The 15,175-nt window shown below is 70.0% G+C and carries 19 protein-coding genes; 10 read left to right on the forward strand and 9 right to left on the reverse strand.

Annotation, left to right across the window (positions count from 1 at the left end; genetic code table 11):
- Positions 1 to 52 precede the first annotated feature (52 nt).
- From FJ091_04675 to FJ091_04695, 5 genes are all read left to right on the forward strand, one after another.
- Positions 53 to 655: a hypothetical protein gene (locus tag FJ091_04675; protein ID MBM4382645.1), complete on the forward strand. Its 603-nt coding sequence runs from the start codon at positions 53 to 55 to the stop codon at positions 653 to 655.
- Positions 652 to 1,809, forward strand: coding sequence for a cytochrome P450 (locus FJ091_04680; protein MBM4382646.1), 1,158 nt, complete (start codon positions 652 to 654; stop codon positions 1,807 to 1,809). The genes FJ091_04675 and FJ091_04680 overlap by 4 nt, the downstream gene beginning before the upstream one ends.
- Before the next feature lie 4 nt (positions 1,810 to 1,813).
- Positions 1,814 to 2,461, forward strand: a complete 648-nt coding sequence (locus tag FJ091_04685) for an EthD domain-containing protein (protein ID MBM4382647.1) — start codon at positions 1,814 to 1,816, stop codon at positions 2,459 to 2,461.
- Between the two features lie 63 nt (positions 2,462 to 2,524).
- Complete coding sequence (locus FJ091_04690) at positions 2,525 to 3,886, forward strand: aromatic ring-hydroxylating dioxygenase subunit alpha (protein MBM4382648.1); 1,362 nt, start codon at positions 2,525 to 2,527, stop codon at positions 3,884 to 3,886.
- A complete protein-coding gene (locus tag FJ091_04695) occupies positions 3,883 to 4,119 on the forward strand; it encodes a hypothetical protein (GenBank protein MBM4382649.1) in 237 nt (78 codons plus the stop codon). The genes FJ091_04690 and FJ091_04695 overlap by 4 nt, the downstream gene beginning before the upstream one ends.
- 15 nt (positions 4,120 to 4,134) lie before the next feature.
- Here the strand turns inward: FJ091_04695 and FJ091_04700 are convergent, their stop codons facing one another.
- From FJ091_04700 to FJ091_04720, 5 genes are all read right to left on the reverse strand, one after another.
- A complete protein-coding gene (locus FJ091_04700) occupies positions 4,135 to 4,725 on the reverse strand; it encodes a carboxymuconolactone decarboxylase family protein (GenBank protein MBM4382650.1) in 591 nt (196 codons plus the stop codon).
- A 75-nt stretch (positions 4,726 to 4,800) separates the two neighbouring features.
- Positions 4,801 to 5,325 carry a VOC family protein gene (locus FJ091_04705; GenBank protein MBM4382651.1) on the reverse strand — a complete coding sequence of 175 codons (525 nt, stop codon included), beginning with the start codon at positions 5,323 to 5,325 and terminating at the stop codon, positions 4,801 to 4,803.
- A gap of 16 nt (positions 5,326 to 5,341) precedes the next feature.
- Positions 5,342 to 5,722, reverse strand: coding sequence for an MAPEG family protein (locus FJ091_04710; GenBank protein MBM4382652.1), 381 nt, complete (start codon positions 5,720 to 5,722; stop codon positions 5,342 to 5,344).
- Positions 5,719 to 5,958 (reverse strand): hypothetical protein, encoded by a 240-nt coding sequence (locus tag FJ091_04715; GenBank protein ID MBM4382653.1) that lies wholly within the window; start codon positions 5,956 to 5,958, stop codon positions 5,719 to 5,721. The genes FJ091_04710 and FJ091_04715 overlap by 4 nt, the downstream gene beginning before the upstream one ends.
- A 1-nt stretch (position 5,959) precedes the next feature.
- Positions 5,960 to 6,733 carry an enoyl-CoA hydratase/isomerase family protein gene (locus FJ091_04720; protein MBM4382654.1) on the reverse strand — a complete coding sequence of 258 codons (774 nt, stop codon included), beginning with the start codon at positions 6,731 to 6,733 and terminating at the stop codon, positions 5,960 to 5,962.
- 111 nt (positions 6,734 to 6,844) lie between these two features.
- Here FJ091_04720 and FJ091_04725 point away from each other — a divergent pair, with 111 nt between their 5' ends.
- From FJ091_04725 to FJ091_04745, 5 genes are read left to right on the forward strand one after another with little or no spacing between them, the layout of a single operon-like run.
- Entirely contained in the window at positions 6,845 to 8,797 is a 1,953-nt protein-coding gene (locus tag FJ091_04725; GenBank protein ID MBM4382655.1) for a PQQ-binding-like beta-propeller repeat protein, read from the forward strand.
- Between the two features lie 21 nt (positions 8,798 to 8,818).
- On the forward strand, positions 8,819 to 9,586 hold the full coding sequence (locus FJ091_04730) for an SDR family oxidoreductase (GenBank protein MBM4382656.1): 768 nt from the start codon (positions 8,819 to 8,821) through the stop codon (positions 9,584 to 9,586).
- The gene (locus FJ091_04735) at positions 9,586 to 10,425 is read left to right on the forward strand and encodes an SDR family oxidoreductase (GenBank protein ID MBM4382657.1); all 840 of its coding nucleotides are present in this window, start codon (positions 9,586 to 9,588) and stop codon (positions 10,423 to 10,425) included. Before FJ091_04730 ends, FJ091_04735 begins: the two co-directional genes overlap by 1 nt.
- A complete protein-coding gene (locus FJ091_04740; GenBank protein MBM4382658.1) occupies positions 10,425 to 11,216 on the forward strand; it encodes an SDR family oxidoreductase in 792 nt (263 codons plus the stop codon). Before FJ091_04735 ends, FJ091_04740 begins: the two co-directional genes overlap by 1 nt.
- A gap of 26 nt (positions 11,217 to 11,242) precedes the next feature.
- Positions 11,243 to 11,665, forward strand: a complete 423-nt coding sequence (locus tag FJ091_04745; protein MBM4382659.1) for a hypothetical protein — start codon at positions 11,243 to 11,245, stop codon at positions 11,663 to 11,665.
- 55 nt (positions 11,666 to 11,720) lie between these two features.
- On the opposite strand, the gene FJ091_04750 is transcribed toward FJ091_04745, so the two are convergent.
- Genes FJ091_04750 through FJ091_04765 form a run of 4 tightly spaced genes read right to left on the reverse strand, consistent with a single transcriptional unit; the run spans position 11,721 to position 15,165 of the window.
- Positions 11,721 to 12,695 carry an alpha-ketoacid dehydrogenase subunit beta gene (locus FJ091_04750; protein MBM4382660.1) on the reverse strand — a complete coding sequence of 325 codons (975 nt, stop codon included), beginning with the start codon at positions 12,693 to 12,695 and terminating at the stop codon, positions 11,721 to 11,723.
- Entirely contained in the window at positions 12,692 to 13,666 is a 975-nt protein-coding gene (locus FJ091_04755; GenBank protein ID MBM4382661.1) for a thiamine pyrophosphate-dependent dehydrogenase E1 component subunit alpha, read from the reverse strand. Before FJ091_04755 ends, FJ091_04750 begins: the two co-directional genes overlap by 4 nt.
- Positions 13,666 to 13,869: a ferredoxin gene (locus FJ091_04760; GenBank protein ID MBM4382662.1), complete on the reverse strand. Its 204-nt coding sequence runs from the start codon at positions 13,867 to 13,869 to the stop codon at positions 13,666 to 13,668. Before FJ091_04760 ends, FJ091_04755 begins: the two co-directional genes overlap by 1 nt.
- Positions 13,870 to 13,884: 15 nt before the next feature.
- Complete coding sequence (locus tag FJ091_04765) at positions 13,885 to 15,165, reverse strand: cytochrome P450 (GenBank protein ID MBM4382663.1); 1,281 nt, start codon at positions 15,163 to 15,165, stop codon at positions 13,885 to 13,887.
- Positions 15,166 to 15,175: the final 10 nt, after the last annotated feature.

The raw sequence follows: 15,175 nt of genomic DNA on the forward strand, positions 1-15,175 counted from the left end.
TGCGAGACGCGCGAGGTTGCCGCACTCTCTCGCGCAGCGCGGGACGAATTCGATGAACGCAGAACCCAAAGCGGACTGGACGCACTCGCTCGGGGCGTGGATCGCGCGCGATGTGCTGCTGCTCGCGGCGTTCGTCGCGCTCTGGAGCTTGCTGCGGAGCTGGCACGCCGCGAGCGCGTCGTGGCCGAGCGCAATCGTGCTCGGCGTCGCGAGCTTCGTGTTCGCGTACGCAGCTTGTTACGTCGCGCACGAGTGGGGCCACGAGCTGGGCGCCCGCGCGCTCGGTGCGAGCCCGCCGCGCGGCTCGGCTCGCGGCGTCGTGATGCCACTGTTCGATCCGCGCACGCACACGCGCGCGCAGTTCTTCGGCCTCGCGTTCGGCGGCCAGCTCGGATACGTCGCGATGGCGCTGCTGCTCCTCGCGCTGCTCCAGCCCGAGCTCGGCCTGCGGGTCGCCGCGCTCGCCGGCGTCGCGTTCGTGGTGCAGTCGCTCTACGTCGACAGCGCCGCGCTCATCCCCGCACTGCGCGGCGTCGCGCCCGCCGAAGCGCTGAAGAACGTCACGCCCCAGCTGATCCTGCGGCGCACGGGGATCGCGTGGAGCCTGCTCGCTGCGGTACTCGTGGGCGTTCACTTCACGAGGGGCCTGCCATGAGCTTCGATCCGCTCGCGCGGGAGACCCTCGCCGACCCCGGCCCGCACTGGACGCCGCTGCTGCGCGACGAGCCGGTTCACCACTACGCCAAGTTCGACCCGCCCTTCTACACACTCTCGCGCCACGCCGACGTGAAGGCCGCGCTGCTCGACATCGAGACGTTCTCCAGCGAGTGGGGCCAGGGCCCGCGCTTCACGCCGCCCGGCGGCCTGCTCTCGAATCCGCCCGAGCACACGCGCTTCCGCCGCATCGTGCAGCGCGCGTTCAAGCCGGGACGCATCGAGGCGCTGCGCCCGCGCGCGCAGGAGATCGCGCGCGAGCTGTTAGGGAGCGTGCGCAGCGACGTGCTCGAGCTGCACGACGACTTCGCCTGCCCGCTGCCCGTGATCATGATCAGCGAGATGCTGGGCGTGCCGGCGAGCGAGCGCGAGCAGTTCAAGCGCTGGTCGGACTGCTCGGTCGAGGCGATGGGCATGCCGGACCCGACGCCCCTCGTGGCCGAGCTCGAGGCGCTGCGCCGGTACCTCTACGACGCGATCGTCGATCATCGCGCGCGGCCGCGCGGCGGCGACCTGATCGACACGCTCGTCGAGGCGGTCGAGAACGACGACGGCCTGAACGACGCGCAGATCACCGGCGTCGTCTCTCAGCTGCTCGTCGGCGGCAACGAGACCACGACCTCGCTGATCACGAACATGGTGTGGCGGCTGCTCGAGCGGCCCGCGCTGTGGCGAGCGGTCGTCGCGAATCCGGAGCTCGTGCCCATCGCGCTGGAGGAGAGCCTGCGCTTCGATCCGCCCGTGCTCGGGCTCTGGCGCTCGACCACGCGCGACATCGCGCTGCACGGCGTCACGATTCCGAAGGGCGCGAAGGTGCTGCTCTCCTACGCGGCTGCGAATCGCGACCCGCGCGTGTTCGCGGACCCCGACACGTTCCGCCTCGATCGCTCGCGCAGCGAGCTGGCGGAGCACCTCGCATTCGGCCTCGGCATCCACTTCTGCCTCGGCTCCGCGCTCGCGCGCCTCGAAGCCGAGACCGCGCTGCAGGCGCTCGTCGCGCACTTCCCGAAGCTGTCGCTGATCGACTCAGGCGAGCGCATCACGCCCTTCTTCCTGTGGGGCCGCCGCCACCTCCCCGTGCGGATCGAGCGCTAGCGCGATGTACAAGACCTTCTACTTCCTCGAAGCCGCGGGCGATCCGTTCCGCCCGGACGCTGCGCGCGTCGCAGACGCGAGCACGCCGCGCGCCGCAGGCGTGACGCTCACGCGCGCGCTCGCCGAGCAGATCGACCCGGCCGCGCGCGCGACGTTCGCGGGCGCGCTCGAGCTCTGGCACTTCCGCGCTGCGGACGCGCTCGCACACGCCGAGCGGGGCGCGCTCGAAACGCTGCTCACGCCCGGTGCGCGCCTCGCGGCGGTCGTGACGGGGCTCGCGCGCACCGTGATGCGCACGGCCGACCACTACGGCTCGCGAGGCGTGAAGTGCGTGTTCCCGTTTCAGCGCAAAGAGGGCATGAGCGTCGAGGCGTTCCAGCGCCGCTGGTGGCACGGCCACGGCCCGATCGCGGCGCGCACGGAGAACGCCCTCTTCTACCTGCAGACGCACCCGTTGCCGGAGACGTACGCGATCGCGGCCCCGCGTTTCGACGGCGTGACGGAGCTGCACTGGCACGATCTCGCGACGGCGCGCGCGGCGATGGCCTCCCGCCAGATGCGCGAGGACCAGGGAAATGACGCGCCTCACTTCGCACGGGCCGGGAGCGTTCTAATGTTCGCGGCCAGGGAAGAGACCGTTCGCGAGCCCTAACAGGTCGCGCAAGCACGAGGAGACGTGATGACGAAGAGACCGCGCCCGCTCGACCCGAACACGATGACGCGCTCGCCGGGCGTCACCTACCAGCAGCTGCTCGACGCCGACACGCACCCGGTTCCGCCGGTGCTGCGCCTCCAGTCGCCGATGGACTTCGGCGACGAGGACGTCTCGATCGAGCGCTTCATCTCGCGCGATTGGTTCGACAAAGAGGTGAAGTACCTCTGGAAGCGCGTGTGGCAGTACACCTGCCGCGAGGAAGAGATCCCGGTGCCGGGCGACTACTACAAGTACGACATCGCCGGCATGTCGTTCCTCGTGGTGCGCACGCAGTCCGGCGACGTGAAGGCGTTCCCGAACGCGTGCCTCCACCGCGGGCGCATGCTGAAGGAGTACGACGGCCGCGCCTCCGAGCTGCGCTGCGCGTTCCACGGCTTCTGCTGGGACCTCGATGGGAAGCTGAAGGACATCCCGGCGCGCTGGGACTTCAAGCACCTCGAAGACCGCGAGTTCGGGCTGCCTTCGCTGCCCGTCGGGCGCTGGGGCGGCTTCATCTTCATCAACCCCGACCGCGAGTGCGAGCCGTTCGACGAGTTCATCGCCGACATGCGCTCGCAGTTCGAGCGCTGGAAGCCCGAGACGCTCTACGTCGAGTCGCACACGGCGAAGATCGCGCCGGCGAACTGGAAGATCGCGCAGGAGGCGTTCTGCGAGGCGTACCACGTGAACGGCACGCACCCGCAGATCCTGATGAGCCTCGGCGACACGAATTCGCAGGTGGACGTGTGGCGCAACTGCGCGCGCGTGATCACGCCAGGCGGCACGTTCTCGCCGCTGCTGCTCGACAACCCGCCCACGCAGGAGCAGCAGCTCCGCTACGGCCTCGATCTGCGCGAGGGCGACGAGGTGCCGAAGATTCCGGAGGGCATGAGCGTGCGCGCGTTCCGCGCCGAGCGCGTGCGCGAGATGATTCGACCGCGCGCGGGCAAGCGCGCCGACGAGTACTGCGATGCGGAGCTCGTCGACAGCATCGACTACACGGTGTTCCCGAACTTCCATCCGTGGGGCGCGTTCAACGGCATCGTCTACCGCTTCCGCCCGAACGGCACCGACCACCGCACCTCGATCATGGAGTGCATCATGCTCGCCCCGTTCGAGGGCAAGCGGCCGCCGCCGGCGAAGATCTACTGGCTCGCGCCGGACGAGCCGTGGTCGTCGCGTCTCGGCTTCCTCGGCAAGGTGTTCGAGCAGGACTTCTTCAACATGCCGAAGGTGCAGCTCGGCCTCGAGAGCACGTACAAGCCGGGCGTGTCGCTCGCGAGCTATCAGGAATCGAAGGTGCGCTGGCTCCACCACCGCCTCGGCGAGTTCGTCGAGGAGGGCGAGAAGAAGGAGCGCGCGCGCAAGGAGCAGGCGCGATGAGCGGCGGACTGAAGCACCCGTTCAACGGGGCGCTGTACCTCGCGATGCCCGACGGCAGCGTGCGCGTCGAGCACGACGGGAAGTGGGGGCTGTTCCAGCACGACGGCCAGTGGATCGAAGGCGAGATCCGCGAGGCCGACCCGCAGTTCTGCGGCTGGGTCGCCGCACCGCAGGCGCAGCGGCGCGAGTGGGCCACGCTGAGCTCGGTGCCGCAGGCCGCGAGGCCGCGCTGAGCGAAGGCGCTCCGCCTAACGCACCAAGATCGACTCCTCGCCCCACGGCGCAATGCGCTGGCTGTGGTCTTGGAAGCGCTCGGGCAGCTCATCGACCATGTCGAGCGTCGCGGCGAGGCGACCGAAGCCGACGAAGAACGCGATCGTCATGCCGAGCTCGATGATCTGCGGCTCGCTGAAGTGCTTGCGCAGGCGATCGAACGTGGCGTCGTTCACCGCGAGGTGGTCAGTCGCGAACGCGTCGGCGTAGGCGAGCGCCGCCTTCTCGGCGTCCGTCAGGTCGGGCGCGTCGTACGGCTTCTCGAGCGAGCACACGAGATCTTCCGTGACGCCGTCGGCCACCGCGTCGCGGTAGCGGATCGCCATGCAGCTGCGGCACTGGTTGTGGAACGCGACGCGCAGCCGCACCAGCTCCACGAGCCGCTCGCCGAGCGTGCGATTCAGCTTCAGCGCGCCCGCGAACTGCATCATCCCCTTCGCGAGCGCGGGCCGGTGCGCGAACATGCGCATCAGCCCCTGCTCCAGCGGCGTCGCCGTCTCCGGCCGCGCCATCGCGCGGATCTCGGGATCCCAGTCCTTCGGGTCGAGCTTCGAGATGCGGGTCATCGGGTGCCTCCTCTCCGGCCTGGCCATCGGTGCCTGGCACCGATGGCCAGGCCCCGATTGGCTCAACGCGGTTAGCTAGCGCCGCACGATCGGGTTGTCCGTGGGCTTGTGCTTCAGGTGCGCGTCGCGCCAGCCCTTGAAGCTCTGCAGGATGTGCGGCGGGTCGCCGTGCAGCTCGGTGAAGCCGCCGTTCACGCTGCGCGTGTCGAAGTAGGCGGCGTTAACGTTGTCGGCCCACAGCTCGCACGCATTCACGAAGCCCATGTCGGTCATGCGCTTGCACTCGTCTTCCCAGTCGTGGACGAGGATGCCGCTGTGGTGGAAGCCTTCTTCGCCGCGCTTGTACATGTCGCGGTAGATCGACGGCGTCTCGTCGTGCTGCTGGATGAACTGGATCATGATGTCGCCCGAGTAGCCGAACGCGTACGAGACGTCGGCCTCCTGCTTCGTGCCGCGGTACTGGAAGCGGTCGGTCTTGTGGTGCGGCGCGATCACGAACGGGCCCGCGCAGTAGAGCTTGTGCCACTTCCAGATCGACTCTTCGATGTCGTTCACCAGATAGGCGACTTGGAACGTGGAGTATTTGCCGAACGTGGCCATGCGATCTCCTCGATTGTTAGGACTTCAGCGCGCCGTACACGAGCGCGGCGCTCATGATCGAGATCAGCAGGAACGTGCCTTGCGCTCCGACGAGGCGCGGATAGTTCGCGCCCTCGTAGCTGCCGAGGCCCCACGCGTGCAACACGCGGCACGCGACCAGGCCCACGCCGAACGCGTGCAGAGCGGCGACGCTCGCTCCCTGCAGCTCGAGCAGCAGCAGCAGCACGAGGGCGAGCGGCACGTTCTCGACGAAGTTCGCCTGCACGCGCAGCGCAGCGTCGGGCTTCCATTTCGGCTGCGTCGCCGCGCGCAGGCGCACGAACAGCACGTTGTTCGCGAGCAGCACGGCGAGCAGCCCCAACAAGCCCGCGTAGCACGCGCTGATCGCGCCGTTCATCGCAGCAGCCCCGCGATCGCGGCGAGTGCGCCGCCCACGGCGAGCGTGAGCCCGATGAAGCCGTACTGGTCGATCCAGAACAGACCGAACGCCTCGGGCGTTCCCTTCGGCGCCGTCGGCTGCACCACGCGCCTCAGCGCGCGCGGCGGGCGTCCCACCACGACGATCTGCACGCCGAGCCAGAGCGCGCCGAAGCCGCATGCGACGAGCCAGTCGTTCACTCCGAAGCCCGCCATCTCAGCGCCCCTTGAACTCGGGCTTGCGCTTCTCGACGAACGCGCGCATCGCCTCTTTCGAATCCTCGGTCTGCGCGAGCTGGCCCGTCATCGTCTGCTCGAAGCGGTAGCCGTCGCGCAGGCTCAGCTCTTCGATCGTGTTGAGCGCGTGCTTCGCGAGCTTGATCGCGACGGGACTCTTCGCCGCCACCTCGCGCGCGAGCGCGAGCGCGGTGGGCATCAGCTCCTCCGCCTTCACGTACGCCTCGACCACGCCGAGGCGATACAGCTCGGGCCCGAACACGCGGTGCCCGGTGAGCATCATGCGCCGCAGCCGCGAGTGCGCGAACAAGCGCTGCGCGTGGCGCCCGCCACCTAACAAGCCCACGTCGATCTCCGGCAGGCCGAGGCACGCCGACTCCGCGGCGACGAGCATGTCGCACGACGCCGCGATCGCGAGGCCGCCGCCGAGCGCGGCGCCGTTCAGCGCGCCGATCACCGGCTTCACGCACTCGCGCACGCTGTGATACGCCTCGCGCGCGGCGCGGCTCGTCTGCCAGTGATCGCCCGGCTGCGGCGCGCGCCCGCTGCGGGTCTTGATGTCGGCGCCGGCGCAGAACACCTTGCCCGCGCCCGTCAGCACCGCGACCCGCACGTCGTCGCGATCGGCGATCGCGTCGAACGTCTGCGCCATCTCGAGGAGCACCTGCGCGCTGTGCGCGTTCACGGGGGGATTGTCGATCGTGACGAGCGCGATGAACGGCTCGACGATCTCGCTGCGCACGACACTCGCCATGCTCCCGACTCCTCGCGGCGGACGAGTGTTGCGCAGCACCACCCCGTTTTGCGCGCCGCCTCGCGCGAATCGCATGGCGAGCGGTGTACGGTCGCGCGCGAAGGAGCCCGCGTGCCCGAGTCTTCGCCCGCATTCCGTCGCGGCGCAGCCCTGCGCAGCGCACTGATCGCCGCCGCCGCTGCGCTGGCCGCTTGCAGCACGAGCACCCCTGTCACGGAAGGCGCCGCTCAGCCCGCCGCCCGAGCCGCGGGCGCCGATGGGATGCAGGCGATCGTCGCAGTGCAACAAGCGCGCGAAACGCTCCCCGGCAAGGCGCTCTACGACCAGCACTGCGCGAGCTGCCACAACGGTGCGGTCGCGAAGGCGCCGCATCGCGACATGCTCGGCCTGATGACTCCGGGCAGCGTGCTGCACGCGCTCGACGCGGGCGTCATGAGCGCGCAGGCCTCGATGCTCTCGCCCGCGCAGCGCGCCGAGCTTGCGGAGTACGTGACGGGTCGCTCGCTCGCGGAGGCGGGCCCGAAGCCACTTCCGCGCTGCGGTCCAGAGCGCAGCGGCTTCGACCTCGCGCGGCCGCCCCTCGCTGCGGGCTGGGGCCAAGACCTCGCGAACACGCGCAACATCTCCGCCGCAGCGGGCGCGATCACGCGCGCGAACGCTCCCTCGCTTCGCTTGAAGTGGTCGCTCGCGATTCCGGGCGCGAATCGCATGCGCTCGCAGCCGACGTTCGCGGGCGGCGCGCTGCTCGTCGGCGGCCACGACGGGCGCGTGTATGCGCTCGACGCCGAGACGGGCTGCGTGCGCTGGGAGTTCGTCGCGAGCGGCGAGGTGCGCAGCGGCATCGCCGTCTCACCCTGGCGCGCCGGCGACGCTTCGGCCCAGCCGCGCGCCTACTTCGGCGACGTGCTCGGCAACGTCTACGCGATCGACGCGAAGAGCGGCGCACTCGTGTGGCGCCAGCGCACCGACGACCACCCCAACGCGACGATCACCGGCACGCCCGCGCTGCACGGGGACCGCGTCTACGTGCCGGTGTCTTCGCTCGAGGTCGCGCTCGCGGTGGACCCGAAGTACGAGTGCTGCAAGGCGACAGGCGCGGTGGTCGCCTACGACGCAGCGAGCGGCGCGTTCGCATGGCGCACGCCCACGATCGCCGAGCCCGCCGTCGTGCAGAGCCAGAACAGATCGGGCACGGACATGTACGGCCCCTCGGGCGCCACGATCTGGAACACGCCCACGATCGACGCCGCGCGCGGCCAGCTCACGATCGGCACCGGCGAGAACATGTCCTCGCCGGCGACGCTGACGAGCGACGCGATCATGGCGCTCGACCTCGCGAGCGGCGCGGTGCGCTGGAGTTATCAGGGCACCGCGAACGACGTGTGGAACACGGCCTGCGACACCGCGACGCCCGACAGCTGCCCCCCCGAGAAGGGACCGGACTTCGACTTCGGCGCGGGCTCGCTGCTCTTCACCGCGGCGAGCGGGAAACAGCTCGTCGTCGCCGGCCAGAAGTCCGGCGACGTCCACGCGCTCGACCCGGACACCGGCGCCCTCGTGTGGAAGACCAAAGTCGGCCGCGGCGGGATCCAAGGCGGCGTGCACTTTGGGCTCGCCGCGGATGGGAGCACGATCTACGTGCCGATCACGGACATGGCCGACGGCCGCGTCTACGACTCGCCCTCGCGCCCCGGCCTGCACGCGCTCGACGCGCTCACCGGCCAGCCGCGCTGGTACTCGCCGGCGCCGACCGACGTGTGCGGCGAGCGCAAGTTCTGCCACCCCGGCGTGTCGCAGGCGATCACGGTGCTCGGCGACGTCGTCGCCGCAGGCGCGATGGATGGCGTGATTCGCCTGCACGACGCGAACACCGGTGAAGTCGTGTGGAGCTACGACACCACGGCCGAGCACACCACGCTGAGCGGCGACAGCGCGCGCGGCGGCTCGCTCGGCGGCGGCGCCGCCCCGGTCGCGCAGGGCGGCGTGCTCGTCGTTTCGTCGGGCTACGGCATCTACAACCACATGCCCGGCAACCTGCTGCTCGCGTTCACGGTCGCCCCCTAACAACCGGCGAAGGAGTCGCGCGTGGGCATCCTCGACAACTTCCGCCTCGACGGAAAGGTCGCTGTCGTCACCGGCGCGGGAAAAGGCATCGGCCGCGGCATCGCGATCGCGCTGGCGGAGTGCGGCGCCGACGTGGCGCTCGCAGCGCGCCGCAAAGCCGATCTCGAGGAAGTCGCGAAGCAGATCGAACAGCGCGGCCGGCGCGCCGCCGTCATCCCGACCGACGTGCTCGACTTCCCGGCCATCGATCGACTGGCCGACGAGGCGGAGAAACGGCTCGGCGCGCTCTCGATCTGGGTGAACAACGCGGGCGGCAACCTCGATCGCCAGGTGCACGCGCTCGCCGAGACGACCGAAGCGAACTGGGACACGCTGATCGACCTCAACCTGAAGACGCTCTGGTGGGGCACGAAGGCGGCAGCGCGCAAGTTCGGCACGCGCGGCGGGCGCGTCATCAACATCGCGTCGGTCGCGGGCCTCGGGCCGTCGCCCGGCTTCGGGCCCTACGGCGCGGCGCGTGCGGGCGTGATGCAGATGACCCGTACGCTCGCGGTCGAGCTCGCGCCGCGCGGCATCCGCGTCAACGCGATCGCACCGGGCGTGGTCGTGACGGAGATGCTGCTCGAGACGATGCACGTCGACGCAGCGACCGCGCAGAAGATGGGCGCGCAGATTCCGGCGGGCCGCACCGGCGTGCCCGAAGACATCGCGGCGGCGGCGGTCTTTCTCGCCGCGCCGGCGAGCGAGTGGACGACGGGCCAAACCATCGTCGTGAGTGGAGGACAGTGATGGCATTCCTCGAAGGCAAGGTCGCACTGGTTACGGGCGCTGCGGTCGGGATCGGCAACGCGATCGCGCGCGCGCTGCACGCCGAGGGCGCGCGGCTCTCCTTGTGCGACGTGCGCGACGAAGTGATGGACCTCGCGAAGGAGCTCGGAGCGCTCGGCACGAAGGCGAACGTCTCGCAGCCCGCCGACGTGAAGCGCGTGGTCGACGCGACGCTGCGCAAGCTCGGCGGCATCGACGTGCTCGTGAACAACGCCGGCGTGTGGGCGGGCTCGCTGCCCACGGACGACCTCGAGAAGACGAAGCGCGACTACGACTACCTCGTGGGCGTGAACCTGAAGGGCTCGTTCCTGTTCGGCCGCGCGGTGATCCCGCACCTGATCGCGCGCGGCGGCGGCGACATCATCAACGTGTGCACGGACCACGTGCAGACCTGCGGCTCGCCGTTCGAGCTGACGCACGACGACGCGCCCGCCTGCCCGTTCAAGGACATCGCGCCGCGCCCGACCGGCGGCGGTCCGGGCATGGACCTCTACGACGCGAGCAAGTGGGGCCAGCTCGGGCTCACCTTCGCGTGGGCGCAAGCGCTGGCGCCGCACCACATCCGCGTCAACGCGCTCTGCATGGGCGCGACCGACTCGTACATGCTGCGCGGCTTCCACAACCACAACCCCGCGCCCGAAGAAGTCGCGCGCTGGATGAAGGCTTCGGACATCGCGCGGCTGATGCTCGACCTGATGCGCGACGGCCGAACCGGCGACTACATCGGCGCCGCGGTGGGGCACCCCATCGTGCTGCCCGCGCGCCGCGCCAACCCCTACGTGATCTCGGGAGCGCACTGATGTCGCTCAAAGGACGCAGCGCAATCGTTACGGGCGCCGCGCAAGGCCTCGGCCGCGCCTTCGCCGCGGCGCTGGCGCGCGCGGGCGCGAACGTGCTCGCGTGCGACGTGCAGCGCGAGGTGCTCGGGGTCGCGGCGGGGCTGAAGGGTGCGGGCAAGGCGGTGGGCCTCGTCGCGGACGTGTCGAAGGAAGCCGGCGTGCTGCGCATCGTCGATACGGCGCGCACGAGCTTCGGGCGCATCGACACGCTCGTGAACAACGCGGGCGTGTGGCGCCGCACGCCGGTCACCGACTCGCTCGAAAAAGCGCTCGACGACTGGGACTTCGTGATGGACACGAACCTGCGCGGCGTGCTGCTGCTCTCGCGCGCGTGCGTGCCGCACATCGTCGCCGCGGGAGGCGGCGACATCGTGCACATCAGCACGTACTACGTGCTGCCCGCGAAGGGACCCGGCACGAACTCGCCGGAGACCGACCTCTACAACGCTTCGAAGTGGGCGCTGAACGGCTTCACGCAGGCGTGGGCGCGCGTGCTCGAGCCGAAGAAGGTGCGCGTGAACGCGCTCTGCATGGGCGCGACCGACACGGCGATGCTGCGCGGCCTCTGGGACGGGAGCCCGCCCGCGGAGCTCGCGCGCACGTGGATGAAGCCCGCACAGATCGCGCAGCATCTGATCGATTTGCTCGAAGAAGGGCCGAGTGGGCGCACGGGCGAGAACATCGGCGCGTGGGTCGGGCACCCGGTCGAGCTCGGGCCGCGCAAGCCTGCGCATCGCAGCGTGACCGGGTGAGGCGACCCTAACAAGCCGAGGCTCCGATGACGCGTTACGTGATCGGCCCGGACGTCGCGCTGCTCCTCGCAGAACGCGAGGCGAAGCTCTCCGCGAGCCAGCGGCTGCTCGCGCCGACGCTGCTGCGCTCCGAGGTGCTGGCGCGACTCTACGAGTCGGTTCAGCGCGGAAAGCTGTCGCGCAAGGACGCCGAGCGCCGCCTCGATCACCTGCGCGGGCTCCGCATCCGCCTGCTCGGCGACCGCGTGCTGCAGCGCGTGGCGTGGGAGATCGCCGAGACGCTCCGGTGGAAGGACACGCTCGCGGCCGAGTACCTCGCGCTCACGCGGCTGCAAGCCGACGCGTTCGTCACGCTCGATGCGAAGCTCGCGAAGACTGCCGCGCGCGTGGTGAGGGTCGCGTCTGCCGAGGAGCTGTTGGGTCGCGTCAAGCGTCCGGAGTCAGCGTGACGTCGAGAGCCATCCTCACCGCCCGGAGCGACGATCCGTTAGATCTCGCTGCCGCTCAGCGCGCGCTCGTCACCGAGCGCACCGCCGCCGCGATCTTCTCCGGGTCGGGATAGAGCACGTGCTCGAGCGCGGGGCTGTACGGGATCTGCACGTCGGGCGTGCACACGCGCCGGATCGGCGCCTTCAGCGCGTCGAAGCACTCCTCGGCGACGAGCGCCGCGATCTCCGCGGCAAAGCTCCCGGTCTTGTGCCCGGGGTCCGCGATCACGAGGCGCCCGGTCTTCGCGACGGAGCGGAACACCGCGTCGCGATCGAACGGCACGAGCGTGCGCGGGTCGATCAGCTCCGCGCTGACGCCCTCGCCCGCCAGCTTCTCCGCCGCGCGCAGCGCATGCCCGACACACGCAGCGAGTGCCACGATCGTGACGTCGCGCCCCTCGCGCCGAATCGCCGCGCGGCCGAGTGGCACGGGGGCGTCGCCCCCGGGCACCGGCCCGCGCTCCGCGAACAAGTTGCGGTCTTCGAAGATCAGCACCGGATCGTCGTCGCGCACCGCGCTCAGCAACAAGCCCTTCGCATCTGCTGGCGTCGCAGGGAGCGCGACCTTGAGGCCCGGCGTGTTGGTGAACAGCGCGTAGGGCCGGTCCGAGTGGTGCGCCGCCATGTTTTGCGCGTACCACATGCCCGCGCGGAACACGACCGGCACGCGCCGCTGCCAGCCGAACATGCCGGCAGCCTTGCCTGCCTGATTGATGATCTGATCGAACGCGACGTAGGCGAAGCTCGAGATCACGAGGTCGACGATCGGTCTGAGCCCGGTGAGCGCGGCACCGACCGACATGCCCACGAAGCCGCTCTCGGAGATCGGCGTGCTCCAGATGCGGTTCTTCGCGTACGCCGCATACGGCGCGCCGGGCGTCGCCATCAGCCCGAGGTCTTCGCCGATCAGGATCACGCGCGGGTCGCTCGCGAGCGCGATCAGCTGCGCTTCGTGAATCGCCTCGACGTAGCCGACTTCGCGGGTGCTCATCGCGCCGCCTCGCTCGCGAACGCGGGCCGCGTCGCCTCGCCGATGTCGGGGAACGCGCTCGCCTCCGCGAAGCGCACCGCGTCCTCGACCTCGCGTTCCACCTCGGCTTCGAGCCTCGCGAGCGCGGCTTCGCTCGCCGCGCCATCCCGTAACAAGCGCGCGCGAGACAGCGCGACCGGATCGCGCTCGCGCCAGCGCGCGATCTCCTCTCGTGCGCGGTAGTGCCCGGGCATGCCCGCGCCCTCGGCGTGCTCGCAGTAGCGGTACGTCTTCGCCTCCACGAGCGACGGCCCATCGCCGCGCCGCGCGCGCGCTACCGCGTGCTGCACGACCTCGGCGACCGCGATCACGTCCTGCCCGTCCACGACGACGCCGGGGATGCCGTAGCCCGCCGCGCGCGCCGAGATGTCCGCCACCGAGGTCGTGGCCGCGGCGGACGTCGTGGCGGCGTAGCCGTTGTTCTCGCAGAAGAAGATCGCGGGCAGCTTCCAGATCGCGGCGAGGTTGAGCGACTCGTGGAACGTGCCGTGGTTGCTCGCGCCGTCGCCGAAGAACGTGAGCGCGACCTGATCCGTGCCGCGCACGCGCGACGAGAGCGCCGCGCCCACCGCGATCGGCAGGCCCGCGCCGACGATGCCGGATTCGCCGAGGCTGCCCACCGAGAAGTCGGCGAGATGCATCGAGCCGCCGCGCCCGCCGCACACACCCGTCTTCTTCCCGAGCAGCTCGGCGAACAGCGGCGCAAGCGCGGCGCCTTTCGCGATGGGATGCCCGTGCGAGCGGTGGTTGCCCGTCATCCAATCGTCGTCGCGCAGCGGAGCGCACGCGCCCACGCACGCCGCCTCGTGCCCGATGCTCGGGTGCAGCGGCCCGGGAATCGCGCCGGCTTTCTGCAACTCGAGCGCGCGCTCCTCGAAGCGCCGGATCCGCAGCACCCGGCGGTGCAACTCCATCACGTCGAAGCGCGCCATCACTCCTCCACCAGCGCGAGCGCCTGCGACGGGCACACCTCGATTGCTTGCTCCGCCTCGAGTTTCTGCTGCGGCGTCGCGATCTCGGTCGCCAGGACGCGCGGGAAGCCGTCATCCCCTGCAGCGAGGATGTCGGGGTGGTTGTAGTAACACTCGCCCGCCTTGTAACAGCGGCGCGTGTCGACTCTCAGACGCAAGGCCATGACGCGCTCCGCTGGTTAGGCGTCGTACTCGATCCACAGCTCGCGCGGCGAACGGAAGCCGCCCGAGTCGATCGAGGGCGCGACGATGCCTTCATGCTGCGCGTGCTTCGGACGCGGGCTCTTCAGCGCCTCGGCGAGCTTCGTGCACGCGATCACCGTCTCCTGCCGCGCCATCGCGTAGCCCATGCAGAAGTGTTGGCCGATGCCGAAGCCGAGGTGGCCGTTCTTGCCGTCGAGGTACTTGCCCGAGCGGTTCTCGCGGCCCATGTGCAGATCGTCGCGGTGGATGTCGAACGTGTCGGGCGCCTTGAACGCGCGCTCGTCGCGATTCCCGGCGCCGAGATAGAGCGTGATGCTCGCGCGTTCAGGAATGACCTTGCCGTGCAGCTCGATCTCGCGCGTCGTGCGGCGGAACTGCATGTGCACGACGGGGTCGTACCGCATCATCTCGCTGAACACGTTGCTCCAGAGCGACGGATCCTTCTTCACGTCCTCGAACTGGTCCGGCCGCGTGTAGAGCATGTGGAACCACATGTTCGCGATCGCCTTGTCCGTGGTGTCGCCGCCCGCGGCCAAGAGCAACGCGACGAACCCCTTGATCTCGGCGTCGCTCATGCGCACGCCGTTCTGGTCCGCGGCGATGATGCGCGAGAGCAGGTCCTCGCCGGGCCGCGCGCGGCGTTCCTCGATCAGCGGCGTCAGGTACTCCCACATCTCGTTGCGCGCCTGGATGCCGCGCGCGAGGTGAATGCCGCCGAAGCCGAGGCCGGCGATCAGCGCCTGATACCAGCCGACGAAGCGGTCCTCGTCTTGGCGCGGCAGGCCGAGCATGTTCGAGATCACGCGGATCGGGAACTGGTGCGTGAACTCCTCCACCAGCTCCACCTCGCCGCGACCCAACAGTTTGTCGATCAGCTCGCCGGCGATCTTCTCGATCACCGGGATGAACACGTCGAGCCGATTCCCGACGAACTGGCCCGCCACGACGTTGCGCAGGAAGCGGTGCTGTGGGCTGTTGCCGTACTCGAGGATGTTCGGCCCGAACACGTGCTCGGCGCCGAACTTGTAGGGGCCACCCGGCTTGTGGATCGCGCGGTCGTAGCCGTCGTTGTCCTGGAACGCGGCGACCACGTCGTGGTAGCGGCTGATGATCCAGCGGTTGTGGAAGCGGTCGTGATAGGCGGGATGGTCGTCGCGCAGCCGCTTGTAGATCGGGAACGGATCGCGCTGGAACGCCGCCGAGTCGAACTCGCGCGGGTCGATCGCCTTCGCGAGGAACTCTTCCATCGAGCCCATGGCTGCCTCC

The organism is Deltaproteobacteria bacterium (assembly GCA_016875395.1).
GTDB lineage: Bacteria > Myxococcota_A > UBA9160 > UBA9160 > UBA6930 > VGRF01.